The 25578-nt window shown below is 46.9% G+C and carries 17 protein-coding genes; 6 read left to right on the plus strand and 11 right to left on the minus strand.

Annotation, left to right across the window (positions count from 1 at the left end; all coding sequences use genetic code 11):
- Positions 1-85 precede the first annotated feature (85 nt).
- Together S2091_RS19235 and S2091_RS19240 are read right to left on the minus strand one after the other, a co-directional pair.
- Positions 86-955 (minus strand): ADP-polyphosphate phosphotransferase, encoded by an 870-nt coding sequence (locus tag S2091_RS19235; RefSeq protein WP_105533592.1) that lies wholly within the window; start codon positions 953-955, stop codon positions 86-88.
- 49 nt (positions 956-1004) lie between these two features.
- Positions 1005-3383 (minus strand): HAD-IC family P-type ATPase, encoded by a 2379-nt coding sequence (locus tag S2091_RS19240; protein WP_105533593.1) that lies wholly within the window; start codon positions 3381-3383, stop codon positions 1005-1007.
- Between the two features lie 91 nt (positions 3384-3474).
- Here S2091_RS19240 and S2091_RS24105 point away from each other — a divergent pair, with 91 nt between their 5' ends.
- From S2091_RS24105 to S2091_RS19260, 5 genes are all read left to right on the plus strand, one after another.
- Positions 3475-3630, plus strand: a complete 156-nt coding sequence (locus S2091_RS24105) for a hypothetical protein (RefSeq protein ID WP_165795035.1) — start codon at positions 3475-3477, stop codon at positions 3628-3630.
- A 99-nt stretch (positions 3631-3729) separates the two neighbouring features.
- Positions 3730-5202 carry an efflux transporter outer membrane subunit gene (locus S2091_RS19245; protein WP_105533594.1) on the plus strand — a complete coding sequence of 491 codons (1473 nt, stop codon included), beginning with the start codon at positions 3730-3732 and terminating at the stop codon, positions 5200-5202.
- A gap of 126 nt (positions 5203-5328) precedes the next feature.
- A complete protein-coding gene (locus tag S2091_RS19250; protein ID WP_105533627.1) occupies positions 5329-6489 on the plus strand; it encodes an efflux RND transporter periplasmic adaptor subunit in 1161 nt (386 codons plus the stop codon).
- On the plus strand, positions 6486-9845 hold the full coding sequence (locus tag S2091_RS19255; RefSeq protein WP_105533595.1) for an efflux RND transporter permease subunit: 3360 nt from the start codon (positions 6486-6488) through the stop codon (positions 9843-9845). The genes S2091_RS19250 and S2091_RS19255 overlap by 4 nt, the downstream gene beginning before the upstream one ends.
- On the plus strand, positions 9842-12919 hold the full coding sequence (locus tag S2091_RS19260) for a multidrug efflux RND transporter permease subunit (RefSeq protein WP_105533596.1): 3078 nt from the start codon (positions 9842-9844) through the stop codon (positions 12917-12919). Before S2091_RS19255 ends, S2091_RS19260 begins: the two co-directional genes overlap by 4 nt.
- Before the next feature lie 69 nt (positions 12920-12988).
- Here S2091_RS19260 and S2091_RS19265 read toward each other — a convergent pair whose 3' ends face one another.
- The 5 genes from S2091_RS19265 to S2091_RS24110 form a co-directional block, all read right to left on the minus strand.
- Positions 12989-13456 (minus strand): nuclear transport factor 2 family protein, encoded by a 468-nt coding sequence (locus S2091_RS19265; protein ID WP_165795036.1) that lies wholly within the window; start codon positions 13454-13456, stop codon positions 12989-12991.
- Positions 13457-13694: 238 nt separating this feature from the next.
- A complete protein-coding gene (locus S2091_RS19270) occupies positions 13695-14051 on the minus strand; it encodes a hypothetical protein (RefSeq protein ID WP_105533598.1) in 357 nt (118 codons plus the stop codon).
- Positions 14048-14248, minus strand: coding sequence for a hypothetical protein (locus S2091_RS19275; protein WP_105533599.1), 201 nt, complete (start codon positions 14246-14248; stop codon positions 14048-14050). The genes S2091_RS19270 and S2091_RS19275 overlap by 4 nt, the downstream gene beginning before the upstream one ends.
- A gap of 205 nt (positions 14249-14453) precedes the next feature.
- Entirely contained in the window at positions 14454-15428 is a 975-nt protein-coding gene (locus S2091_RS19280) for an aldo/keto reductase (protein ID WP_105533600.1), read from the minus strand.
- Positions 15429-15687: 259 nt separating this feature from the next.
- A complete protein-coding gene (locus tag S2091_RS24110; RefSeq protein WP_165795037.1) occupies positions 15688-15837 on the minus strand; it encodes a hypothetical protein in 150 nt (49 codons plus the stop codon).
- A gap of 519 nt (positions 15838-16356) precedes the next feature.
- Between S2091_RS24110 and S2091_RS19290 the strand changes: the two genes are divergently transcribed.
- A complete protein-coding gene (locus S2091_RS19290) occupies positions 16357-18009 on the plus strand; it encodes a vegetative insecticidal protein Vip3A family protein (RefSeq protein WP_105533602.1) in 1653 nt (550 codons plus the stop codon).
- A gap of 334 nt (positions 18010-18343) precedes the next feature.
- Here S2091_RS19290 and S2091_RS19295 read toward each other — a convergent pair whose 3' ends face one another.
- The 4 genes from S2091_RS19295 to S2091_RS19310 form a co-directional block, all read right to left on the minus strand.
- On the minus strand, positions 18344-22000 hold the full coding sequence (locus S2091_RS19295) for a transporter substrate-binding domain-containing protein (protein WP_165795038.1): 3657 nt from the start codon (positions 21998-22000) through the stop codon (positions 18344-18346).
- A gap of 17 nt (positions 22001-22017) precedes the next feature.
- On the minus strand, positions 22018-22644 hold the full coding sequence (locus S2091_RS19300; protein ID WP_105533604.1) for a response regulator transcription factor: 627 nt from the start codon (positions 22642-22644) through the stop codon (positions 22018-22020).
- Between the two features lie 561 nt (positions 22645-23205).
- Positions 23206-23859 carry a hypothetical protein gene (locus S2091_RS19305; RefSeq protein ID WP_105533605.1) on the minus strand — a complete coding sequence of 218 codons (654 nt, stop codon included), beginning with the start codon at positions 23857-23859 and terminating at the stop codon, positions 23206-23208.
- 73 nt (positions 23860-23932) lie between these two features.
- The gene (locus S2091_RS19310) at positions 23933-25540 is read right to left on the minus strand and encodes a hypothetical protein (RefSeq protein WP_105533606.1); all 1608 of its coding nucleotides are present in this window, start codon (positions 25538-25540) and stop codon (positions 23933-23935) included.
- Positions 25541-25578: the final 38 nt, after the last annotated feature.

Raw genomic sequence — 25578 nt, forward strand, 5'->3', positions numbered from 1 at the left:
AGAGCGCAGCATTTATCATGCTGCCCTCCTTTTTCAAATAGACAAATCAAAAAAGAAGCACTATTTTGATACCAGATTCGCTTTTTCATTTCTCAATTTGCTTGCGAATAGACAGCAATTCTTTTTTTCGTTCCGGCGTCGTTTCAGGATAAGTCATTTTTAGTTCTTCTAAGGTATCAAGAACAATACGCGACACAATCAGCCGCGCGTTTTCCTTGTCATCGGCAGGAACTACATACCAAGGTGAGTTTTTAGTGCTTGTTGCGCTGAGGCATTCTTCATAAGCAGTCATGTATTGCTTCCAAAATTTTCGCTCTGTGATATCTGCAAGGCTGAATTTCCAATTCTTCTCCGGCTCATCGATACGTTCCAAGAAACGCCTTTTTTGCTCGCCCTTTGACAGATGAAGGAAGAATTTGATGATGCGCGTTCCATTGCTATGCAGGTGTTTCTCCAAATTGGTAATAGAAAGGTATCTGTTATGCCAAATGGATTGATCATCGGATTGTTTATCAGGAAGACCTTCGCTGTGAAGTAGTTCGGGGTGAACGCGCACGATCAGCACTTCTTCGTAATAGGACCGATTAAAGATACCGATGCGTCCACGCTCCGGCAGGTCACGCGTAGTACGCCACAAAAAGTCATGCTGTAATTCCTCTGCGCTGGGATGTTTGTAACTAAATACCTGGCAACCTTGCGGGTTAACCCCTGACATTACATGTCGGATAGCGCCATCTTTACCGGCAGCATCCATCGCTTGAAAAATCAGCAGGATAGCGTGTTGATTGGACGCGTAAAGTAATTGCTGAAGCGCACTTAGTTGCGCTACATGCTCATGCAAAAGCTGTTGGTATTGTTTTTTTGTCTGGTACACCGCGTCGACCTTCGTAGGCCACTTTTGGAGACTTACTTTATCCCCTTCACTGACACGAAAATCTTTAGAATTAATTTTCATCTTTGTCCTTTTGAGTTATGGTCGCATCTATAAAATAGTTAATTCCGCTTTAGGCTATCTTCAACCTCGCAAATAACAGCACCTTTACCATATCCAGAATAACTACAAACACGACCGCTGAGAAAAACGTACCGGCCACCACCGATATCGGCAATGCTGTCATTGCAAGGCCCCAGGTGGCTAAAATTGATGCAATCAAAATATCAAGGATGGAAGAAGCCACTAACCACGTACTAGGGCGAGAACTCCACAGATACTTGCGCTCTCGAATGGCGTAGATCATTGCCTGACTTCCAAAAACCAGGACGATAAAGGCCAATGTCCTCAGTGCTTCGGTTGCTAGCATCAATTCGAATTTTCCGATTGCAAGAACAGCGGCGCAAAATGCCAGTAGACAAACGCCCAGGATAACTCCGGCAGTCGTCAAGTTACCGATGCGCCACGCATTCGGCATCACGGACGGCCGCACGTTATCCGTAGTCAATGACATAGCAAGAAAATCGCCGGCAATCATGATAATAACCATCAAAAGTGGCGTCAAAATAGCGTGTCCAGTCATAATCAGACCAAGGATCAAGAACAGTACAGTGACGATCTTCTTCACAATGGAATTCAATGTGTAGGTCAGGATACGCTGAAATATGATGCGCCCTTCCTTAACAGCAGCAACGACACCCGCCAGACCTGTATCAGTCAATACCATCCCGGCAGCCGATTTGGCGACGTCAGTTGCTGTCGAAACTGCAATACCTATTTGCGCCTGTCTCAACGCTGGTGCGTCGTTGGCACCATCGCCGCACATGCCGACGGTGTGTCCGCTCTTCTGGAATGCTTTAACGAGCTCAAACTTTCCTTCAGGAAGAACTCCGGCAAAAACCGAAAAGGTCTCTGGTCGTACGTCAGGCGGGATAGGACCTGCAGGACAGGTTGCGCCATTTAGCCCAACTGCATGCGCCACAATACCTGCCGTCGCCGGTGCGTCACCAGTCACCATCACCGTTTGCACACCTAAACCGCGCAATTCAGTAATAAGCGCCGCCGACTCGGTGCGCGGGGGATCACTCAGCGCAATAAATCCAAGCAGCTTCATTGCCGTTGGTACGCCGGAAGCAACCGCCAGTACTCTAAAACCTTGTCCCTCAAGTTCAGTCAATACTGCCTGCGCAGTCGGCGATGATTGCACAAGACCAATAATCGAGGTAAAGGCACCTTTTACGATCCGTTGTTCCACGCCATCTTTATCGGTAGCGGTGGCTTCCGACATTTTGGTTGCGGGATCAAACGGTACAAACTTGACCAATCGCGGCGCCTCCTGAATTGGTTTGCCTGCAGCAGTTGCGCGAATGGCCGCATCGACAGGATCACCACCACCGTCCGAACTAGCCAATGCTGCCAGTGCAAGCAGGTGTGCCTCATCAAAGCCAGGCATAGGGCGCAGAGTTGTCACATTCAATTCATTGCGCGTTAACGTTCCTGTTTTGTCGGAGCATAAAACATCCATGGTGGCAGCTTCGTCCACCGCCGATAGTCGCGTTGGAAGAACACCCTGCTTCGCTAACGCTCTGGCACCTAGCGCTGACGCCAAGGTGAACGTGGCTGGGAGAGCAACCGGTATGGATGCGAGGATTGCGGTCAGCACCAAGGGAATGATCTCGGCCAACGGCATGGCGAGATAGTGAGCGTAAGCGACCAACAATACAATTACCACGCCATTGAACATGGCTAGATTACGTACCACATGCAAAACTGCCTTTTGCTGGGAACTGACGACGTGGGCCGTTCGAATCAATTCTGCGGTGCGCCCAAATTTGGTACGCGGCCCGGTTTCAGTCACTTCCGCAACAGCCTCACCGCGTCTTACAAATGCGCCCGCATAAGTTTGCACTCCTACCCCAGCTTCAATCGGCACCGATTCGCCGGTGAGCATAGACTGGTCAAGCAAGACCTCGCCTTCCATGAGGCGCACATCGGCGGCAACCACACCGCCTAATGAAAGCTTTACCACATCACCCGGCACCAAGTCGGCGGCTGGCACAGTAATCCAATGGCCGTCGCGCCGTACGGCTGCGTTCATTGCTAGCTTTGATTTAAGTGCAGCAAGAGTTGCTTGGGCGCGCCCTTCCTGGAAAAGTCCGAGCGCCGCGTTGAATATCAAGAGGCCAGCGATGATCGCAGCCTCGATATAGTCACCAAGCACAACCTGAAGCACGATAGTCGCTTCGAGCATCCACGGAACGGGAGCCCAGATTTTTTTCAGCGCCATGCGAACTGGATTTTCAGTCGAGACAGGCATTGTATTGAAACCAATTTTCTCTTGCCGGCGGTGTGCTTCGCCAGTCGTTAGTCCACTTTTTTGGTCACTTTTTTTAGCTGAATCCTGAGTGTCGTTTGAGGGGATTGGCAGTGATTTTGCATTATCTGGCGGCATATGTTCTCCATTCTTAAGAAAAGCTTGATTGTGCAAAATCCAAATTCGCCGGACATTAAAAAATTAAATTGCATTCAATGAGAATGAAGCAATGACAGAAAGCTATCTGTACGGTGGCGCACAATCCGCACAAATTGGTCAGGTATATTACAAACCAAATTTCATTCCGTATCAACCGCCGCCCTACCCTTCGTACGCTACCGAACAGACCACAGGGATATCCGTTATCTACAATTTAAAAACATGAAGCAATAGTCCATTACCAGACTGAGCTCGCAAATTGCGATCGCACCAGCTGCGATCTGTAAACATGTCTTAAGGAAGCACGCGCAGCTAAGGAGGTGAAATGGAATTTTCGTTGAAAAGCTTCAGGTGCCTGGCGCAAGCAGCTCCTTTGGCATTACTGTTGAGTGCCTGTGCTGTCGGCTCCGACTATGTCAAATCCAACGTGGAAACACCGCCCGCTTTCAAAGAACAGGTTGGCTGGAAGATTGCCCAACCCGCGGACTTACAAATCCCTGAAAAATGGTGGGAGATGTACAACGACCCGGTGCTCAACAAGCTTGAAGAGCAGGTCACTATTTCAAACCAGACTGTGATCCAGGCTGAAGCCCAATATCGCCAGGCACGGGCTTTGGTTCAGGCCGCAAGTGCTGCCTACTATCCTACCGTGGCGGCTAACGTTTCGAGTACCCGCACTAGCGGCACTTCCACGACTAAAGATACAAGCAGTGCCGTGACTGGACCATCCACCACTGATTTATTAACGGCCAACGTCAGTTGGGAACCGGATATCTGGGGTCGGGTAAGGCGCACGATCGAAGCCAATACAAGCAGTGCGCAAGCTAGTGCTGCCGAATTACAGGCGATGCGCCTGAGTACCCAGGCGCAACTAGCGCAAGACTATTTCCAGTTACGCGACCAGGATGCCGACCGACAGCTTTACGACAAAACCGTGATTGATTATAAAAAATCGTTGGAGCTGACGCAGCACCAATTTGATTTTGGAATGGTACTAAGAGCAAACGTGGTGTTAGCAGAAACGCTGCTCAAGCAAACTGAAGCGCAAGCCATCGATTTCGACGTTGCGCGTGCACAAATGGAACACGCGATAGCACTTTTGGTCGGCAAGCCGGCATCCACTTTCTCTATCGCTCAGGTAGATAAATTCGATACACAGATTCCTGTACTACCGCTAGGACTGCCATCCGCACTGCTTGAACGTCGGCCGGATATAGCAAATGCCGAGCGTCTGGTCGCTGCAGCGAATGCGCAGATCGGTGTCTCAAAATCAGCCTATTTTCCAGATCTCACGCTCGCCGCAACTGGCGGTTATCAAAGTAGCGGGCTGGCAAATTGGATTTCACTTCCTAACCGAATCTGGTCGTTGGGGCCGTCGCTTGCTGAAACGTTGTTCGATGGCGGTGCTCGGAAAGCGGTAACCGATCAGGCAATCGCCGCCTACGACGCCAGCGTGGCAAATTACCGCCAAACGGTGCTGGCCGGTTTTCGGGAAGTGGAAGATAACATTGCAGCGCTGCGGATCCTTGAGCAGGAAGCGAAGAAACAGGAAGAAGCAGTCAAGCTGTCCAGACGTTCGGTCGAACTGATGATCAAACAATATGAAGCAGGCCTCATCACCTACCTGGATGTCATCACGGTAGAAACCACCGCGCTTAGTAATGAGCGCGTCTATGTCGATTTACTTAACAAGCGTTTAAGTGCCAATGTTTTACTGATCAAAGCGTTGGGCGGCGGATGGAGTGCATCACAATTGCCGACCGCAAATGCAGTGGAAAAACCGAACAATAAGAGCTGAACAATAAGCTAAACAATAACGCACCAAAGGGAGAGTTTTTTGAGTGAGGAAACCAATGAGCATGCCGCTAGCGACCAGCAACAACCCAATAACACGCTCAAATCGCGAAAGCATAAACGGACGAAAATGATCATATGGATAGCGTCAGTAATCCTGCTCGCTGTAGTGCTTTTATTACTCATACGTCACTTTAACAATGCAAAAAAAGTTAAACCGCCACCACCCGGAATCGCTATCACCACCACCACGGCAACCAAAGGTGACATTGGCATTTACCTCACCGCAATCGGCACCGTCACACCGATCTATACCGCTTCGATTACTAGTCAGGTAAATGGTTTGGTGATTGCGGTGCACTTCAAGGAGGGACAACTGATTAATAAAGGCGATACCTTAATTGACATTGACCCGCGCCTTTATACGGCGACCTTGCTGCAAGCCCAAGGCACACTTGAAAGAGATGAAAACTTGTTGGCTCAGGCACGCATGGACTTAGATCGCTACCGTAAAGCATGGATCGGTGAAGCAGTTTCCAAGCAAGTGTTAGATGATCAGGAAAAGTTGGTCTTACAAGATCAAGGTATCGTCAAAATCGACCAGGGAATGGTGCAATACGACCAGCTCCAGGTGGACTTCTGTCATATAACCGCACCAATTAAGGGTCGAATCGGATTGCGGCTGGTTGATCCCGGCAACGTTGTGCAGTCCGCTGCAACACTAACGCTGGCTGTCGTCACACAAATAAATCCAATTACGGTCATCTTCACCATACCGGAAGACGATCTTGCGCAAGTTCAGGCGCGACTGCGTGTGCACGCCAAGCTTAAGGTTGATGCATTCGAACGGACCGCGCAAAAGATTATCGCGAGCGGTGAATTGTTGACGCTCGATAATCAGATCGACACGACCACGGGAACGATTAAAGCGCGTGCGGTATTCGACAATAAGGGCGATACGCTGTTTCCTAATCAGTTTATTAACACCCGTTTATTGGTCAATACGATACAAGGGGCGACCTTAATTCCGGCATCGGCAATTCAACAGAATGGACAAGCTTCTTTCGTGTATGTAATTCAAAACAAGATTGCCTTTATGCGTAGTGTGACGCCGGGTGTGACTAACGCAGGTAGCACACAGGTGACAGGCCTTAATCCTGGAGAGGTAGTTGCCAATAGCAGCTTTGATAAGCTACAAGATAAGATAGCGGTTACGTTGCCGGTACCTGCTGCTGCCCCAGTCGTACCCAAACCGGCTGCTGCGGCAACACCCGGCAGTAGCGCCCCGTGAGTCCGTCACGCCCGTTCATACTAAGGCCAGTTGCAACCGCATTGCTGATGGTGGCGATTTTGCTGGTTGGACTGGTTGGCTATACACAACTCCCGGTTTCGGCATTGCCGGAAGTCGATTATCCGACCATTCAGGTTCTGACCTTTTATCCAGGTGCAAGTCCAGATGTGATTGCAACCACAGTAACAGCACCGCTCGAGCGTCAATTCGGTGAGTTGCAGGGCCTGAGTCAGATGACTTCCACCAGTTCGGGTGGTACCTCGGTCATCGTGATGAAATTCAATCTTGCGTTGTCGATCGATGTCGCTGAAGAAGAAGTACAGTCTGGCATCAACGCAGCACAGAGCTTTTTACCCTCTAACCTGCCCTCGCCGCCAGTCTATAGCAAGACCAATCCAGCCGATGCGCCGGTACTGACCTTCGCCGTCACGTCCAGTTCGATGCCGTTGTCGCAAGTGGAAGACCTGGTCGACACGCGTCTGGCTCCTAAAATATCCCAGATCAATGGCGTCGGGCTGGTCACGATCAGTGGCGGTCAAAAACCTGCCGTCCGCATACAGGCGAATCCAGTCGCACTTTCTTCGTACGGGATCAATCTGGAAGATCTGCGCACGGCATTGACGCAGGCCAGTGTCAATGCGGCCAAAGGGAATTTCGACGGCCCGCGTCAGGATTACCAGATTAATGCCAACGATCAATTAGTCACCAGCAAAGATTATAAAAAGGTGGTGGTTGCCTATCGCAACGGAGCACCAGTTATGCTGACCGATGTCGCGCAAATCGTCGATGGTATTGAAAACAATAATCAAGCGGCATGGATGAATTTGACACCGGCGGTAATCGTCAATGTGCAACGCCAACCGGGCGCCAACACGATCAACGTAATCAAGGGAATAAAGACATTGATGGGGCAATTGCAGGACAATCTACCGACCGGCATCAAAGTGACTACGCTCACCGACCTCACAACGCCGATTGAAGCTTCGGTTTCTGATGTCGAATTTGAATTGATGTTAACCGTCGCGCTAGTGGTGCTGGTTATATTTCTTTTCTTGCGCAATGTGTATGCCACCATCATTCCCAGCGTTGCGGTGCCGTTGTCGCTGGTCGGCACATTCGCCGCCATGTATTTGCTGGGTTACAGTCTGGATAATCTGTCCTTGATGGCATTGACCATTTCTACCGGCTTTGTGGTGGATGATGCCATCGTGATGATAGAGAATATCTCGCGCTACATAGAAGCTGGCGATTCACCGATGGATGCCGCACTCAAAGGTGCCGAACAAATCGGATTCACCATCATGTCGCTGACCGTGTCGCTAATCGCGGTACTGATCCCTCTACTATTCATGGGCGATGTAGTTGGCCGCCTGTTCCGCGAATTTGCCGTGACGTTAGCGGTGACGATTGTGGTATCGGCCGTAGTATCGTTGACGCTTACGCCGATGATGAGTGCGCGTATCTTGCGTCGGATTCCCAAAGAACAGCAGGGCCGTTTTTATCAAGCTTCGGAACAGGTGTTCGAGCGCATGATCGCATTTTACGGACGCACACTGAAATTCGTATTGGGCTACCAGACAATCACATTGCTGATCGCCTTGGCAACTCTGCTGCTGACTTGCTTCCTCTACGTAATCATTCCCAAAGGTTTTTTCCCCGTACAGGACACCGGCGTGATTCAGGGTATTTCGCAGGCTTCGCCAACAATTGGATCAGCCAGCATGGCGATCAAACAACAGGAACTCGCCAAAGTCATCCTCGCCGATCCGGCAGTTGCCAGTTTGTCGTCATTTATCGGTGCAGACGGCACCAACATCACCACCAACAGCGGCCGCATGTCGATAAATCTCAAGCCTCTCGATCAACGCAGCATGAGTGCTTCCGACGTGATCCGCAGACTTAAGAAAAGTCTGGAGAAAGTAGCAGGCATTCAGTTATATATGCAACCGGTGCAAAATATTACGCTGGACGACAGAGTCAGCCGCACGCAATACCAATTCACGCTAGAAGATCCTGATCCGGTTGAATTAAATTTGTGGGCCAATCGCTTTATCGGTCAGCTAAGCAAGTTACCTGAACTGGAAGACGTCGCCAGCGATCAACAGATGGGCGGGCTGGCAGTGTACCTTGACATTGACCGCGTCACTGCTTCGCGACTCGGTATTGCACCAGCAACCATCGACAATACTTTGTACGACGCTTTCGGGCAACGCCAGATCAATACGATGTATACACAGATAAATCAGTATCACGTGGTGCTCGAAGCGCAACCGCAGTTTCAGCTCGATCCCGACATGCTCAATCATTTGTACATTCAGGCCAACAGTTCGAGCGGTACCAGCGGTAGCGGCGCATCTAGTTCGTTTTCTTCAACCACATCGGCAACTGCCGGTTCGAATGCACTGACCACGACGGCACTTTATACGCCGGCGGCCAATACGTTAACAGCACCGGCGAATGCGCTGTCTCCGGTTAGCTCGCAATCAAGTACCGGAACCGGCTCAGTTGGAAGAGCCAATTCCGTCATGAGCAGTTCAATTCCCTTTAGTGCTTTTTCGCACTTCGTTAAAACCAGCGAATCACTCTCGATTACCCATCAGGGACAATTTCCATCCATTACCGTATCGTTCAATCTGGCACCGAATGCCGCACTCGGCGAAGCCCTGACCGTGATCGATAAAGTGCAGCACGACATGAAGATGCCGTCCAGCCTGCAAGCGGGATTTCAAGGAACGGCCGCATCCTTTCGCGATTCGCTAGCGAATGAGCCTTTGTTGATTCTCGCGGCCTTGGTTACCGTGTATCTAGTTCTTGGCATTCTGTATGAAAGCTTTATCCATCCGATCACGATTCTGTCGACGTTGCCATCAGCCGGTGTCGGTGCTTTCCTGGCGCTGATTTTGTTTCACCAGGATTTGAGCGTGGTCGCCATCATCGGTATTGTCTTGTTGATTGGTATCGTAAAAAAGAACGGCATCATGATGGTTGACTTTGCGCTGGAAGGAGAACGCAAAGAAGGCAAGAATGCGACAGATGCCATCTACGATGCTTGTCTGCTGCGCTTTCGCCCTATCATGATGACCACTATGGCAGCCTTGCTAGCCGGGTTACCACTGGCACTGGGTAGCGGCTTTGGTTCCGAATTGCGTCGCCCATTAGGTATTGCGATGGTCGGCGGTCTGCTGTTAAGTCAGGGGTTTACGCTTTACACGACTCCGGTTATTTATATCTTTTTCGATAAACTCGCCAAACGCTTCACAAAGAAAGGAGACGAGAAAGGAGCAGATGATACCAAGCCGGTCACGCAACCGGAGCAAAAACCTGAAGCAAAACCAGAACCAGAATCGAATCCATGAGTTTTTCCGCGCCCTTCATCCACCGCCCGGTCGCGACCACGTTAATGACCGTGGCGATTGCATTGGCTGGCGCGATTGCATTCAATATTTTACCGGTATCTCCCCTTCCGCAAGTCGACTTCCCGACCATTTCAATCAGTGCCGCTTTGCCCGGCGCCAGTGCCGACATCATGGCGTCGTCTGTCGCAACCCCATTGGAACGGCAGTTAGGCCATATTGCCGGGGTCACAGAAATGACCTCGTCCAGCACGCTTGGTAACACGTCGATAACGATTCAGTTCGACCTGAGCCGCGATATCGATGGTGCGGCGCGTGACGTGGCAGGAGCGATCAACGCCGCGCGCAGTTATTTACCCACCAACCTGCCAGCCAATCCAACCTACCGAAAAGTTAACCCGGCCGATTCGCCGATCTTGATACTCGGATTGACCTCGGAAAAATACGGCCCCGACAAACTGTACGACGTTGCCTCCACGGTCATTCAGCAGAAACTGTCGCAGATTCAGGGTGTTGGCCAAGTCAATCTTGGCGGAGGTACCCTGCCATCGGTACGGGTCGAGGCAAATCCAACTCAATTAGCCAGCTACGGGTTAACTATCGCGAATTTGAAATCCATGTTGAGCCTGCAAAATGCCGACCAAGCCAAAGGGCAGATCTCCGATGGAGCAGTAACAGCAGATATTCTGGCGAATGATCAGATTTCAAAAGCAGCGCAATACCGGCCGCTTATAGTCGGCACCAAAAATGGTGCGGCGATACGTCTTTCCGACGTAGCAGAGGTAACGGACTCCGTACAAAACCTGCACGCTGCCGGATATCTGAACGGCAAACGCGCCGTCATGCTGATTATCTTTCGTCAGCCCGGCGCCAACATCATCGATACAGTCGATAGCATACGCGCGCAATTGCCGCTGATTCAGGCAGCCATTCCATTCGGAATCAATACGGCCGTCGTACTTGATCGCACCACGACCATTCGCGCTTCGGTCAATGGCGTCGAGCGTACGCTGCTGATTTCGATTGCTCTGGTCATCATGGTGGTGTTTCTGTTTCTGCGTAATTCGCGTGCAACATTGATTCCGGCGGTTGCTGTACCGGTTTCGCTGGTTGGCACGTTCGCTGTCATGTATCTGTGCGGTTATAGCCTTGATAATCTATCGTTAATGGCCTTGACCATTTCAACCGGCTTTGTGGTTGATGACGCTATCGTCGTGATGGAAAATATCACCCGCCATCTCGAAGCCGGCATGAGTCCATTTGAAGCGGCCCTGAAAGGTGCTGCAGAAATTGGCTTCACCGTGTTCACCATCAGTATTTCGCTGATCGCGGTTTTCATTCCTTTGCTGCTAATGGGCGGAATAGTTGGTCGTTTGTTTCGCGAATTTGCCATTACGCTGTCCACCGCCATTTTAGTATCGATGATCGTATCGCTGACGGCGACACCGATGATGTGTGCCTTCCTGCTCAAAAATCAGCGCAACGAACAACATGGCCGTTTCTATATCGCCAGTGAAAAAATCTTCGATTCCATTCTGGACAAATACCGGCGCAGCCTGCATTGGGTACTCGACCACCCGACTCCCACACTGATCGTGCTGTTGTCAACCATTGCGTTGAATGTCTTGCTGGTTATCGTGATTCCCAAAGGGTTCTTTCCGCAACAAGACACGGGCGCGATTGCTGGTGGCTTGCAGGGACCACAGGATTCATCTTTCCCAGCGATGAATAGTGCTGTGCTGCAAGTTGTTGATATAATCAAGAGAGACCGTGCGGTTTTAAACGTGATCGGTTTCACCGGCGGCAGTTCCGCGACCAATACGGGTTTTATCTTTATTGCACTCAAACCGTTGGCCGATCGTAAAGCCAATGCCGCTGAAATAATTAACCGTCTACGTCCGAAATTGAACCGTTTGCCGGTAGCTTCCGTATTTTTGCAAGCATCACAAGACCTACGCATCGGAGGTCGCTCCAGCAATGCGATGTATCAATACACGCTGCAATCCGACAATGTCCAGGATCTTTTTAAATGGGGGCCGCTTCTGCTCAAACAGATGAAGCTCCTGCCGGGATTCCTGGATGTAAATTCGGATCAGCAAAATGGTGGGCTGGAACAGATGGTGAACTACGATCGCATTGCGGCAGCCAGGCTAGGTTTGACTGTCCAGGCATTGGATTCCGGTTTATATAACGCATTCGGGCAATCCGAAGTATCGATCATTTATACGCAGTTGAATCAGTATTACGTCGTATTGGAAGTGGCACCCCAATATTCGCAAAGCCCGGAAGGATTGAAAAATATTTACTTCAACACGAACACGGGCGGCAATATTCCACTCGCAGCAATAGCAACCAATCAAACCAATACCACGCCGCTCGCGGTTAACCACACAGGCTTGTTTCCATCCGTAACAGTTTCCTTCAACCTGGCACCGAATGTGTCATTAAGCGATGCCACCAGGCTCATAGAACAACTGCATCAGCGGCTTGGTACGCCGTCGTCAATTCAAGGCTTTTTTGCCGGAACCTTGCAGGCGTATCAGCAGTCGCTCAGCACTGAACCGTTTTTGATCGCTGCGGCATTACTTGCGGTGTACATCGTTCTCGGTATTTTGTATGAAAGCATGGTCCATCCACTGACAATTATTTTGAGTTTGCCGCCCGCCAGCGTCGGTGCAATGCTCGCCTTGATGTTGTTTAAAGAAGATTTGGGCATCACGGCAATTATCGGCATTGTGCTGTTGATCGGAATCGTCAAAAAGAACGCCATTATGATGATCGATTTTGCGCTACAAGCTCAGCGCAATGAGGGAAAAAGTCCGGCTGATGCGATTTTTGAAGCCTGCATGCTACGCTTTCGCCCAATCCTGATGACCACCATGGCAGCGATCCTTGGAGCACTTCCGCTGGCACTGGGAAGCGGTATGGGCTACGAGTTGCGCCGCCCGCTCGGTATCACGATCATCGGAGGATTGTTGATGAGCCAATTGCTGACTTTATATACTACGCCGGTCGTCTATCTGGCGTTTGACCGACTGCGCTTGCGCATACTGGCAAATAAAAAACTACATGGGTAATTTTTTTGGTTGCCGTGCTAACGCCGCATCAACTTTGCATAGCGTTTTTTCCCATTAATACGAACACAATTATTTTTCGCTATGTCTTGGTAGGCCCACATCAGTATCCAACTTTTTTTCACCAACTTTCAAAGTTGCCTTCACGATTTTTCCGTCGACGACTTCATAAATGGCAATCGCTTCCAAAACGCCTACACCTTCTGGGAAGGTCGCGCGAATACGTTCGTGATCAACAATAGTATTGCCCATTACGATCCGATTAACGATAGTGCAATGACGTGTAGGATCGTTAAAGCGAGTCGCATAGCGTTGTCGCATCTGTTCCTTACCAACAGCCTGCACAGTAGATGGGAACTCAATTATTTGAGCAGTATCGGAATAGGTAGCAAGAAATGCGTCCATGTCATGCGCATTGTAGGCATCTAACTGTAGCTGAACGAGTTCTTCAGGCGAGATTGAAGTTGTTGCTGAAAAGGACGCTGTTGTCATGCTCATCACCATAAAAATAAAAACGATCGAGTTAAAAGCTGTCTTCATTATGCTCTCCATGTTTTTTCGGCAGCTAAAGAAGGTAGGGAAATTAATCCTAGTGTTTGGATAGATGTATTTTTTTTCATTTTAAGTAGTTCTATATGCTGGCCCTGAGAAGCTGCAGCTATAAGCCATGCACACCTATAGGATGCCTTCGTCTATGTCTCCAAAACGACGGGAATACGAACCTGTGGAACAGCTCGAAATTTAATTAGTAATTAGTTGAACACGTACATCGTAAGCACTACGAAGTACGTTTTGGAAAGAGGTAAGACATAATAGCAATGAAGCCAATACCTGTCTGAACAACCGTCGCTCCGATCATCGCCATGACCACATTAGGAGTAATCAAACGATCAGCTGGCAACATTGGTGGCTTTGCAATTAACCCGGCATTATCACTTGCGAACGCTTCACGAACGAATGACATTACATTCCAATTGAGCCAGCTAAAAATGACGCAAACAACAACGACCATAATCCCACGGAAGATCATATCTGCTGTGAGACTGCGTGCTTGCGCCTCTTCAATTGGTGTTGGTCCAACATTAGCTTCCTCGACACCAAGATGAACCGTAACTCCTTGATTAGGATCAGTCATCTCAAGATCACCTTAATATCTTGGTCATTGCATCGAATAGTGACACTGCCATCGCTGCTTTCATTCTTGCTAACGACGTTTAATAGTGCGATCGCTTTGCGAAGTACCTCGGCTTTCGAAGACGCGCCAAAGTGTTTCTTGAGGTCTTCTAAAGTCTGATCGAGCTTGGTATCAATAGTAAATGATGTGGTTGCCATAGTATTCTCCTAACGTATTTCATATAGAATCTATATGGATTCTATACTAAAACTAAACCGAATTAATTTTGTTCGCTATTTAAAGTTGTGCAACATTGAGCTCTCGATTGCTTTGAATGAGCCATCTGCCCACTACCTCATCAACCAGACTCATTAATTGCGCATCATTGAGAGTAAGACTATGTTCACAGCTCCCTGCATAATTCTAAGCGGCAGCATAATAACTTCCGGCGGCAGCGCCCTTTGGCACGGCTTGTTCAATCATAGCTATGTCAGTTTTGCTTAGCACCACATCCAATGCACCTAGTGCCTCGGTCAAACGATCACGGCGGCGCGCTCCGATTAAGGGCAATATATCTTCGCCCTGAGCAGCAACCCAGGCAATCGCTATTTGTGCCACCGATACGTGTTTTTCATCCGCAACCTTGCGCAATGCATCGACCAATGCCAGGTTGTGATCCAGATTTTCACCTTGAAAGCGTGGGCTATTGGAGCGGAAATCGCCGGTGCCGGCCATGTCTTTGCTCCAATGGCCGCCAATCAGTCCGCGTGAAAGGACGCCGTATGCAGTAATCCCAATGCCCAGTTCGCGGCAGGTCGGCAAAATACTCTCTTCGATGCCGCGTGAGATCAACGAATATTCGATTTGCAAATCACAGATCGGATGCACCTTGGCAGCCCGCCTGATCGTGTCCACGCCGACTTCCGACAGACCGATGTGCCGCACATAACCGGCTTTGACCATATCGGCAATCGCCCCGACCGTTTCTTCAATCGGTACGTTAGCGTCAAGCCGCGCTGAGCGATAGATATCGATGTAATCAACGCCTAGCCGTTGCAGCGAATACGCGAGAAAGTTCTTAACCGCTGCTGGCCGCGCATCGTAATGCAACCGACCGCCTTTGGGGTCACGCATCACGCCAAATTTTACGCTGATCTGAGCGGCATCACGGCGCGAGGCCGGGGCCGCTCTCAACGCTTCGCCGATCAGTATTTCGTTATGGCCACTGCCATAAAAATCGCCGGTATCCAACAAGGTAATACCGGCTTCCAATGCGGCGTGTATCGTCGCAATGCTTTCACTGCGTTCTGCGGGGCCATACATGCCGGACATTCCCATGCAGCCGAGGCCGAGAATCGATGAGGAAGGCCCGGTTTTTCCTAATTGACGCTGCTTCATAGTATTTTCCTTTGATCAGTCGCGGCATCAACCGCTTTCAATTTCCTATGCTGCTACTAAAAAAACTCAACCACTAATCCATGCCGCCGTACGAACCCTACGGACAGCTTGAATCCAGATGTGAATAGCCGCCCAAATGAGCGGCTATTTTGTCTCAAGTTGAAGTCAATTTAACGACATCGCGAGAGATGGGTGGTCAACAAAATGTACATTAAATTTAATCAATGCACAAAAATTTCTTAAATGTATTTTGCAATACTTAAATCGATATTGAGCAGCCATCAATTATTTTAACAGTGTTTTTCACGGGCAAAGATGCGTGTTTTTTATCTATATAGCGCTTGGTACGCTCAATAGAAGAAAGTGCGTTTAACTTCTTTTGACGGCCAAGCTTTTGAGTTTCAGGCATTGCATAACTTTACGAATTATCTGGATCTTATAGCGACAACAGTGGCGATCATTCCGTATAGCAGCGTAAATACTTGCGGTTGAATTTCTTTAAGAAAATTCCTACATGAATTGCATCGTTGGCTGACTATTCGCAATTACTGCGGCTAGCTATAGTTCAAGCCTGTTTAGCCAAACGCCAACTCTCCCATGTTGTTTCTAAAATTTAAGTTAACGATTTGGGAGGTAACGTGTTGCTATACATGGCATGGAACATTCTATTAAAAATAGAGATGAGCCGTGTGCATATGATGGCCACTTATACAAAGATCGAAATATCTTTAGACGCTTTTTAATCGTATTAAACAGTTCAGAAGGATTGCAACGCGATATGAAAAGTTGGATAGAAACTTCATTTCCTTCATTGATATTGTTTTTACATACCTTTGGATTATTCGATTATTAACACGCCCTAGGTTAAATAGGAAATAACTGTTTTATAAATTTTACAAACACTGTCAACCAATGAGTAGGATTAGAAATGAAAAACATGAAAAAAAATAAATATAATATTGCAGTTAGAGGACTTCCTGTCATCGACGAATTTAATGGGTTGGTGAGCTTCATCGGTAATCTCCAATCAATTTTTGAGTCAATTTTTGATATTGGTAATACTTCGTCTGACCCAATTGATATGGGAAGCATAAAAGACTGGATGGGCTCAACAAGTGGCCAGCTCGGCGATGTCCAACAATCTATTAAAGAATTGATAGAAAGCGGCGAATTAAACACTGCACATTTAAAACTACTACAGTCAATTTCATTGTCACAAGGTCTGGTTCTTAATGAAATCAATTCAAAGCTTGATAGTATTACGGGAATGCTTTCCATTTACCTTCCAAAAATTGTCAACATGCTGTCGACAATCAACCATCAAACGACACAGATTTTACATGTCGTAAATCAGATTAAAGCCATGATGGAAGTGGTTTTGCAACGACTTGATGTAATTAATGCCAATGTTGTCATCAATTCGTCTTTAATTGAGGTCATGCCATCCATTCAACGTATCAACTTTGCCAGTGATAAATTTAACGCACTTCAAGGTACATTTGAAGAGTCAAGTAAAAATACGAATGCAAGTGACAACGTTAATGCAATGAATGAATTTATTTCATTCTGTAAAAACACTACCGAACCGCGGATTGATAACTTTGAATTTTATCTTGATGCTTTGCATAGAGGAATAATAGCCGACAATTTCTTGAATCGATCGGTCTTAAATTCGTTCAAAGATTTACTTGGTGCTTCATCAAATAGCAGTTATACAGCGGTCGTCTATAGTTTTATGACATCTTTAGTTGCATCACAAATTTCTGGTTATTTAGCCCTTACCGCATGTGCAAAAATAATGGGATTCGATATCAGCAAGAATGAACAGTTTTTGAATGACCGAATCCAAGAACAACGGAAATTTTATCTGGATAATGTTTTAGATAATATTGAAACCAAGGTAGTACACGGATCAATGGTCGACTATACGATGGATCCTGTAAATCTACAGCCCACTGTGGCTTTTGATATAGTGGCGGACGATTCCTATGTGATACTGGCTATTGATTTTTCGATAGAGCGAGGAATACAGAATCAAGAATTGGTCGCATTTTACCAAGGGAAAATGACGAGTAACTATCAAATAGAGCCAGGCAGTATTGAGCGAGTGGTGATACCAACTAAGGGCGCTGCGACTTATATTGCGTTTGCGGGGCGCGATGGTATTACTGCAGCCATGGCACCAAGAGAGAATTGTTATCTTACAGGGATTCATGTGGATAGTACTGGGAAGGGGTACCTTGAATTTAAATCATATGATTTTGCTACGGGAGAGTTATCAAACGAAATTGAAAAAGTTGATTTTAAAGAAACAAATGATGATGGAGTAATGACGCTTACCGATGATAAACCATGGACTTTTAGGCAGACTGATGGTGTATTAAGTGATATGTTTTTATCGCCAATAACTGGGATGGGACTTGCTAGCCATCCGCATGCTTCACTTGATCATGTGTACCTACGGGATATTTATATTAAAACTGATCTAAATAAACTTATTCGTGCTGTTGAAAGTACCGATGACAAAGATGCGGCTCTGTATTATTTGAAACCGGAAGAGGATGTTATTTTACGTGCATAGAGTAATATCAAAAATGCCCCCTAAGGGTAGAATCTGAAATTGTGCCGTATTGCAACTCAAATGTTTTAGAGGATATGATTTAGGAGCGAGTATCAAAGCCATTTGCTATGCAGATGGCTTTTTTTACCGTTAAAAAAAGAACACTCGCTTTTTCCAATTTTTATGCCAATTACTGTCTGCTACCAAGGTTTTGCCGCGAGCGCCATATTGATGCGCGCCAGTAAGTGCCTGGGTGTGCCTGCACACAAATCCAATTATAGACACCAAATTACCGCCAACGAGACTTACTACCATGAGGAGTATGCTCACGTATAAAGTAATTATGCGCAGGTACTCAGTGAATGGAGCCGCTCCCATCCTGATTTTCGGAATTCACCGTCAACGGCAATAATTCCTTTTCCAAAGCGAGGATAGATGCCTCCATTGCGATAACGGCAGTCGATACCCTGTCCATTGCAACCGGATCCTTGCACGCCAGCTCAAGTTCCTCACAACGGAATATCACATCGTTTGCCCGAATCATATTCGCTCCGCCTTTGATTTTATGAGCCAGCTCGCTCAAGTTCGCCACATCGGCATTATCAGAATAAACCCGTAATAAATTCAGGTCTTTACGATTACTATTAATTAATTCTATTATCAATTTCTGTATCAACTGGGGCTGACTTCCTACTAATTTTTCCATGCCACCAAGATCATAACGGGCAAGGTTTTCAGGCCTTGTTGATGCACGCAATATAGGATTATGGGGCGTAATCTGTAATTTTTTTGCCAGCGCTTCAAGACTGATTGGCTTAAAAAAGCAGTCATTCATTCCGGCGGCAATACAGCGCTCGCGTTCTTCTTCCTGCGCATTAGCGGTAAAACCGAACACCACGCACGCAGCTCTTTGCGTCTCCAACTCTTCCGCGCGTATGGTTCTAACCAAGTCATAACCGCTCATCACCGGCATATTGCAGTCGGTAATGACTACGTCGAAAAACTCCTTCTGCCACAGCTTCAGTCCAATTGCGCCATCTTCTGCTGAACTTACCTTGTGCCCCAAGTAATTAAGCTGCTCAGACAGTAGCAATCGATTCGGCAAATAATCATCAACCACCAAAATAGTAAGCTTTCCATTGGGCGAAGGCTCCTTCAACGGCTCAGCAGCAAGCGTCAGAACCGGTTCCAGCGTGCTGACAGTAAACGTGATGTGGACTTCGGTACCCTCGCCCGCCATGCTATTCAACCGCAAACTGCCGCCCATTAACTCACAAAGAGTACGGCTAATGACCAGACCCAGACCGGTACCGACACGGCCATGCAGAGTATTGTTTTCAGCCTGTGAAAACGGCTGGAACAGACGTAACTGGTCTTCGTCGGAAATGCCGATGCCGCTGTCCTTGATCAGCAACTGCACCTGCAAATGTTCCGAGTCCGGCTGTGTGCCAGCAAGGCGAATAGTCACCTGACCGGATTGGGTGAATTTGATCGCGTTACTGACAATGTTCGACAAAATCTGCTTAAAGCGCATCGGGTCCATCAACACATCCCGATTAACGCTGGTATCCAGATCAAGCACCAAACGCAAGCCCTTTTGCCTTGCCAGCCCGTCAAAAACGCGCACAACAGACTCGACCTGTTCACGTAAATTACACCTTTCGGGAGCCAGGCGCAGGTTATTGGCCTCAATTTTGACCACATCCAGAATATCGCCGATCAATTCCAGCAAATGTTGAGCCGAGCTATAAGCCACTTCAACGGCGGCGCGATCGAATACATCGTCGTCCGCTTTTTTCAATACCAGCTCAAGCATTCCGACAACAGCATTGATCGGGGTGCGGATTTCATGACTCATGGTAGCTAAAAATGTGGTTTTAGCTTTGCTCGCACTGTCGGCAATTTCTTTTGCTTTTTCCAGATTTTCCAGTAGTTGTTGCCGCTCCGTGACATCGATATAACTACATATCACACCTTTTATTTCACCTGTTAAATCATGGTAAGCAAGTAGCCAAAGATAAACCCAAAATACGTTATCGCCCTTATACAACTTACGTATTCCCTGAATAGTGACTCCCTGCTCAAGAACCCGATCAACATCTGCCTCGAGTCCCTCAATCTCCTGCGTATCTGTCAGGCCGACTGCAGATACCTTACCAATGACATCTTCTTTTTTTAACCCCAAATCATTCAACATATAGTCATTGCACAAAAGTAGTGTGCCGTTTCTATCTCTGACATAAATCGGAAATGGTGCGCCGTTTGTCAGGTTTTCCATGAATTTCAATTGATCTGCCAAGGCTAACTGAGCAGAGTGAAGCTCTCGGGTATGCCGTTTTAATCTTAAATTCCATAGAAGTGCAATAATTAAACAAAGAGCAGCGCCGCCTAATACTTGGTAAATAAGGCGCTGATAGTCAGACCATTGCTGCGGTGCAGCCGGCGCATTCGGCTGCCAGCGGCTCACCAACAATTCAAGTTCATCAGGAGGAATAGCTTGCAGCGCTTTGTCCAGGATCGAATGTAATTCAACATCACTTCGTTTGACGGCAAATGCAGGTTGGGAAATAATGCCTTCGGAATCGAGGTCAATAGTGGAAGAGATGATGAGCCGGTCATGAAACAGATTGGGTAAATAATACTCAGCCACAGCCAGAAGATCCACGGTGGCATCGGCCTTTCCCGACTCAACGAAACCTAAGGCATCAATGTGATTTTTTGTTTCAATAATGGTGATCGTCGGAAATTTTTCATGCAGATATTTGATCAGTATGGTGTTGGCAGTCAATGCAATTTTTTTATTATCAAGTTGCCTGAACGATGTGATGGGAAGTCCATTTTTTCTTACAACAAAAACATGCTGATCTTTAAAAAATGGCCGGGTAAATAAGAACGATTTGGCGCGTTCATCCGTATAAGAAAGCTGTCCAAGAACATCGATGTTCCCATCATGCAATTGTGGTTCCATCGAACTAAAGTCAGGATTACGCTTAACATCGAACACAATCCCTGTTTGCAATTCAATATTGCTCAATATATCCGCAACCAAGCCCCTGAATTTACCTTTTTCATCAAAATAAGAAATCGGTGCCTGATAGTCGGGAACCTCAATACTCACCACCGGATGCTCAGTCAACCAGCGCTGTTCTGCGCGGGTCATTATCCACCTGTCGGTATCGATCAGAATACTGTTCGTTCCGCCCCAGCGTTTCATAATATTAATTTTTTGCTCTAACTTGATGACGCTCAATGCCTTGTTAACGATATTTTTTAACCTGACATCGCTTTTTTTAAACGCAAAACTATAGCCGTCCGATTTAACATCGCTAACCTTATATAGCTTCAGATAGCGTGAGTAATTGCGATTAAGTAAGTAATGTGCCGTCGTTAAATCCGCGATCAGTAAATCGGTCTGAGCAAAAGCTGCCGCTCCCATCGCACAATTGATGGACGGGTAAATTTTAATAATCGCCTTAGGGTATCTTCGGGACAACTCCGAAGTTGTGACATAGTCAGAAGCAACAGCAATGCTGAGACCTTCTAAATCCAGCGAAAAACGCCGTTTGTCGCCAATACGGGAAACTAGTACAGATTGACCATTAATATACGGTGTACTTAACACAAATGGCCGCTCAAACACGTCGAACTGATTGGAGGTTCCCAGTAAATCAATTTGCCCATCGGCCAAGGCCTTCAAAGCCAACTCCCGATTTGCATAACGAAGCACATCAAATTTAGTTCCCAATAACTGGGATACCACATCACTATAGTCGGCAGTGGCCCCCGCATATTCCCGGTTATAAATGGAAAAATCAAACGGCGGCGTATCAGGACTGGCCACCCCCAGCTTTAACACTTTTTTAGTTCTTAACCAATGCCAATCATCAGCACTTAACGGAACATCGCTACGGGTAATGACGGTTCGTTCCGGCAAGGTCAAGCGGTCAACGGCAAGCGTATCAGCTATTGAAAAGTGACTTGCTAACACCAACAGAAATAAAAAAAACTTCAAATTGCTAGCAATCCTATTCATACCAACGAATTTCGCTTGGCTATTTCAATTAAATCAGTCAACGAATTGGCATTCAGCTTTTGTAACAGTCGCACCTTATAGGTACTGATTGTTTTCGGACTGAGTAACATATTCTCAGCGATATCATTATTACTGTTACCAATAACAAGCTGCTGCAACACCATCATTTCACGGTTAGAAAGCGAATTTAAATTAACCATTTCGCTTTTCGTCGTATCCAAAGACGGCGCCGCACCCAACGATTGCCGAGGGAAATAATAATTATTAATTAAAATGGCTTTAATCGCGTCAATCAATTCCGTAAGATCTTTTTCCTTACTCACATAACCGGATGCGCCGGCTTGCATGCAGCGCGTAATCATATGCTGCGATGATTGGGCAGACAGCACCAATACACTGGTAGCCAAGGCCGCTTGTCTGATCCGGTGAATCACCTGAAAACCGTCCAATTTCGGAATGCCGATATCCAGAATAAGAATATCGGGTTCGTTTTTTTGCGCTAACGACACGGCATCAATACCGTTATCCGTTTCGGCCACGACATCATACCCGCCACGCTCCAGCAAAACACGTACAGCCAAACGAATCACAGGATGATCATCAACGATCATTATTTTAGTCATGCAACACTTTCTTATTATTCACAGCACATTTAATTAACAAAACCGACTGTTTTTCAGACTTGATGCATCACTATAAAATGCTCTCAAGCTAAGCTTACGCCCCCCCTTCAATGACGTCCAGATCCAGGTCTAAATAGTTACCCTAGATTAATTCGTCATGAATAAACGGCCAGCGATATGCACAAAGCCCGCAATAATAACGGATATATAGTCGTCGTCATTACATTGAGCTCTTTTTGATCTTGTTTTTTATTTAATGCGGGAGCAATTATTTCTCTATGGAAAATAATTGTAAGCGCGGCCAATATCATTGTCGTTACCGCTGTCATCACAGTCTAATATTGAGGGAGGCTATATTGAAGGGAAGCTTGTTGAAGCTGTGACACGGATGCTCTTTGATACCAGCGATGATAAATAGAAATTTCTGATTCAAACGCTATGAACTGTAGACACTCCGCAATTAACGCCATAGAAACCAGGAGGAATTAAAACACCACTATTAACGTTTAATAGCATAAGGATATTCATTAGTTCGGCTTCGGCACACACGTCCGTTACACTTTATGGCGTACCTGTCATTGGAATCTCTTGCATAGTTTCGTTGGATAAAAACAAAGTGCCGCTCTGGGCTGACAGCGTATCTAAAACTAATTCTCCGCCGGGGATCAAATATTTTTCTTTAACGCATTTTTCTGCTTCGTCGCTACACGGTGCCTGAGCATAGGCCAAATACACCGTATTGCCGTTATTACGTAGCACGCCATTACTTAACTGGTAGGACTGTTTGGGTTGACGCGGTTGTACCACTAAGATAGTACTTAAACTGGCCGTACCGCTAAAATACGCTTCCGAAACAGAATGCATTGAAAAACCGGGGCGCTCATGAAAGGTCACTCGGTAATAACGCGGCTGATCGTCCGAAGGGCCTTGGTAATACAACTTTAAAAACTTGGTTTCATTAGGGCGCAACAACAACTGCTTGGGCGCATACAGCAACGCCCCCTTTACTACTTTATGCAGCTTTGCTCCCTTGTAAGGTGGGTCGGTTTCTTCTACCGTTACCTGGTAATAACGCGCCTGAGTCGAATCATTGAGTACCGCCTTTGATAAATACGTCTGGTTACTGCCCATAAAATAGGTCATTTCACCCACCGTAATCGACCACGCAGAAGCACTGGAACTGAGCAACAGTAATGCAATCACTTTTTTATACATTACTTCTCTCCGGCTCAAAACAGCACCTGGCCTATCTTTTATAAAGAAACTTGCAAGCTGCTTTAAAAATAGTTCAATCATTCCAGGTCGCCGTTACTTTGATATTACCCGTGGCTTTTGCTGAACCGGCCCAATAATTATCATTTATATCCGTCAATATGCGTCGGGAAGACAGATTAAACAGTAAATCCACCCATAATTCCCCCATATAAGGAGTACCCAAGGTTTCCGTCCAGGGCATGCCGGTAATATCGGACTCCGTTCCGGAACAATCCGAATCCACCTGCTGCCGGGAAACGCCGTCCTTGCCAGAGAACGCCAATGCCAGCGGCACCGCAATAAACTGAGCCGGTTTGCTGTCGGTAGTAAATTTGCAGTAGGCGCGACCATCGCTATCCTGAGTTGCGGTGTCACCTGTCACACTCATGGTTACGTTGGTTGCCTTGGATGGCCCGGACTGTTTGACTGTATACGGAATGCTAATGGCCGAGTTGCTGCCGATAGTTCCCTGATAATACCCATCAACCGCTAAGCCAGGATTGCGCTCGGTAATGGAAATCTGATAATTGATGCGATTAATGGTTAATTTAGTAAAAATGGGAAATGGTGCAATAAATTGTGGCGTTTGGTTCGGGTATAGCGAAACTAATGGGCTATCAACCAACACAACCTGCTCATTACTTCCCAACTGACTATCAATCCAGTCAGCGCTCATAAATAGTTTTACCTGAGGAGTAATAACGGTATCTGTGACGGGTACTAAAGCTCCATCAACTAAAAAAGAAACTCCGGCTACCGTAGACTTCAATGAATACATCTCTAATGATCCAGAGGTACTAATAGGACATGCCACACCACTCGGCGATGCCACAATCTCGCATCCAGCAGGTACCGTCGTCAATACTTTCTGTGAACTTATGCCTATCACCCCAGCTGAAAGCGGATCAATGCTGCCATTCTCAATCGCTGGCAGTATATTCAGAGTAGATTTATTTAAACCAAAGGTTCCCTCTGCACCAACGGCTCCTTCCGCCTTGGTGGTCATACGTTCAAAAATTTGACTATTCTCTAAGTAGTTAGGATAGTAGACATCCAAAGAAACTGCGGTCAATGATTTTTTTGCAATAATTGCGGCAGCTAAAACATTTCTCGATTTCCCTTGAACTTGAGCTCCGCGTGGATTATTGCTATTTGATTTATCACCCAGTAAATTTGGAGTGTAACTAGACTCATACGTTACACCGTTATACGACAACATATAGCCGCCCGGTTTACCAGGCGCATCCGGTTGCCAAGAAAATGGGTAATTTTCATTTACAACAAAAGGAAAGCGATCAGACAATATATTGTAAATTCCACCCTGAATAAAATACATCCCCACACCCAGAAAGTAATTCCAGTCACTGGCTCCTTTAAATGGAAAAGATATTGCCATCGTTGTCATGTTTGGAGCATTTTTATTATAAATTCCAAATATGCCGCCTTCGGCAATTGGTGAGTTTGTTTGAATCAAATAATTAGATCCAAATTTAATAAGGACCGGCTGAATCGACGTCACTATATTTCCATGGTACTTAACGCCTATTGGTTCTCCAGGCAAACCAGGATCTGGTGCTGACCAAACATTCATTCCGACAAAAAATAACACGACTGCACTAGACTTAATTAACTTACTTAACATAAATAACACCCCAAACGCACTACACCCGTCATAGACAA

This window comes from Solimicrobium silvestre (assembly GCF_002976435.1).
Taxonomy (GTDB): domain Bacteria; phylum Pseudomonadota; class Gammaproteobacteria; order Burkholderiales; family Burkholderiaceae_D; genus Solimicrobium; species Solimicrobium silvestre.

Bases quoted from the DNA above. Each gene is read 5' to 3' on its own strand.
- S2091_RS19240 (WP_105533593.1), bottom strand. From the start codon at position 3,383: ATGCCGCCAGATAATGCAAAATCACTGCCAATCCCCTCAAACGACACT.
- S2091_RS19235 (WP_105533592.1), bottom strand. From the start codon at position 955: ATGAAAATTAATTCTAAAGATTTTCGTGTCAGTGAAGGGGATAAAGTA.
- S2091_RS19260 (WP_105533596.1), top strand. From the start codon at position 9,842: ATGAGTTTTTCCGCGCCCTTCATCCACCGCCCGGTCGCGACCACGTTA.
- S2091_RS19280 (WP_105533600.1), bottom strand. From the start codon at position 15,428: ATGAAGCAGCGTCAATTAGGAAAAACCGGGCCTTCCTCATCGATTCTC.
- S2091_RS19265 (WP_165795036.1), bottom strand. From the start codon at position 13,456: ATGAAGACAGCTTTTAACTCGATCGTTTTTATTTTTATGGTGATGAGC.
- S2091_RS19310 (WP_105533606.1), bottom strand. From the start codon at position 25,540: ATGTTAAGTAAGTTAATTAAGTCTAGTGCAGTCGTGTTATTTTTTGTC.
- S2091_RS24110 (WP_165795037.1), bottom strand. From the start codon at position 15,837: ATGCCTGAAACTCAAAAGCTTGGCCGTCAAAAGAAGTTAAACGCACTT.
- S2091_RS19270 (WP_105533598.1), bottom strand. From the start codon at position 14,051: ATGACTGATCCTAATCAAGGAGTTACGGTTCATCTTGGTGTCGAGGAA.
- S2091_RS24105 (WP_165795035.1), top strand. From the start codon at position 3,475: ATGACAGAAAGCTATCTGTACGGTGGCGCACAATCCGCACAAATTGGT.
- S2091_RS19305 (WP_105533605.1), bottom strand. From the start codon at position 23,859: ATGTATAAAAAAGTGATTGCATTACTGTTGCTCAGTTCCAGTGCTTCT.
- S2091_RS19300 (WP_105533604.1), bottom strand. From the start codon at position 22,644: ATGACTAAAATAATGATCGTTGATGATCATCCTGTGATTCGTTTGGCT.
- S2091_RS19245 (WP_105533594.1), top strand. From the start codon at position 3,730: ATGGAATTTTCGTTGAAAAGCTTCAGGTGCCTGGCGCAAGCAGCTCCT.
- S2091_RS19290 (WP_105533602.1), top strand. From the start codon at position 16,357: ATGAAAAACATGAAAAAAAATAAATATAATATTGCAGTTAGAGGACTT.
- S2091_RS19250 (WP_105533627.1), top strand. From the start codon at position 5,329: ATGATCATATGGATAGCGTCAGTAATCCTGCTCGCTGTAGTGCTTTTA.
- S2091_RS19275 (WP_105533599.1), bottom strand. From the start codon at position 14,248: ATGGCAACCACATCATTTACTATTGATACCAAGCTCGATCAGACTTTA.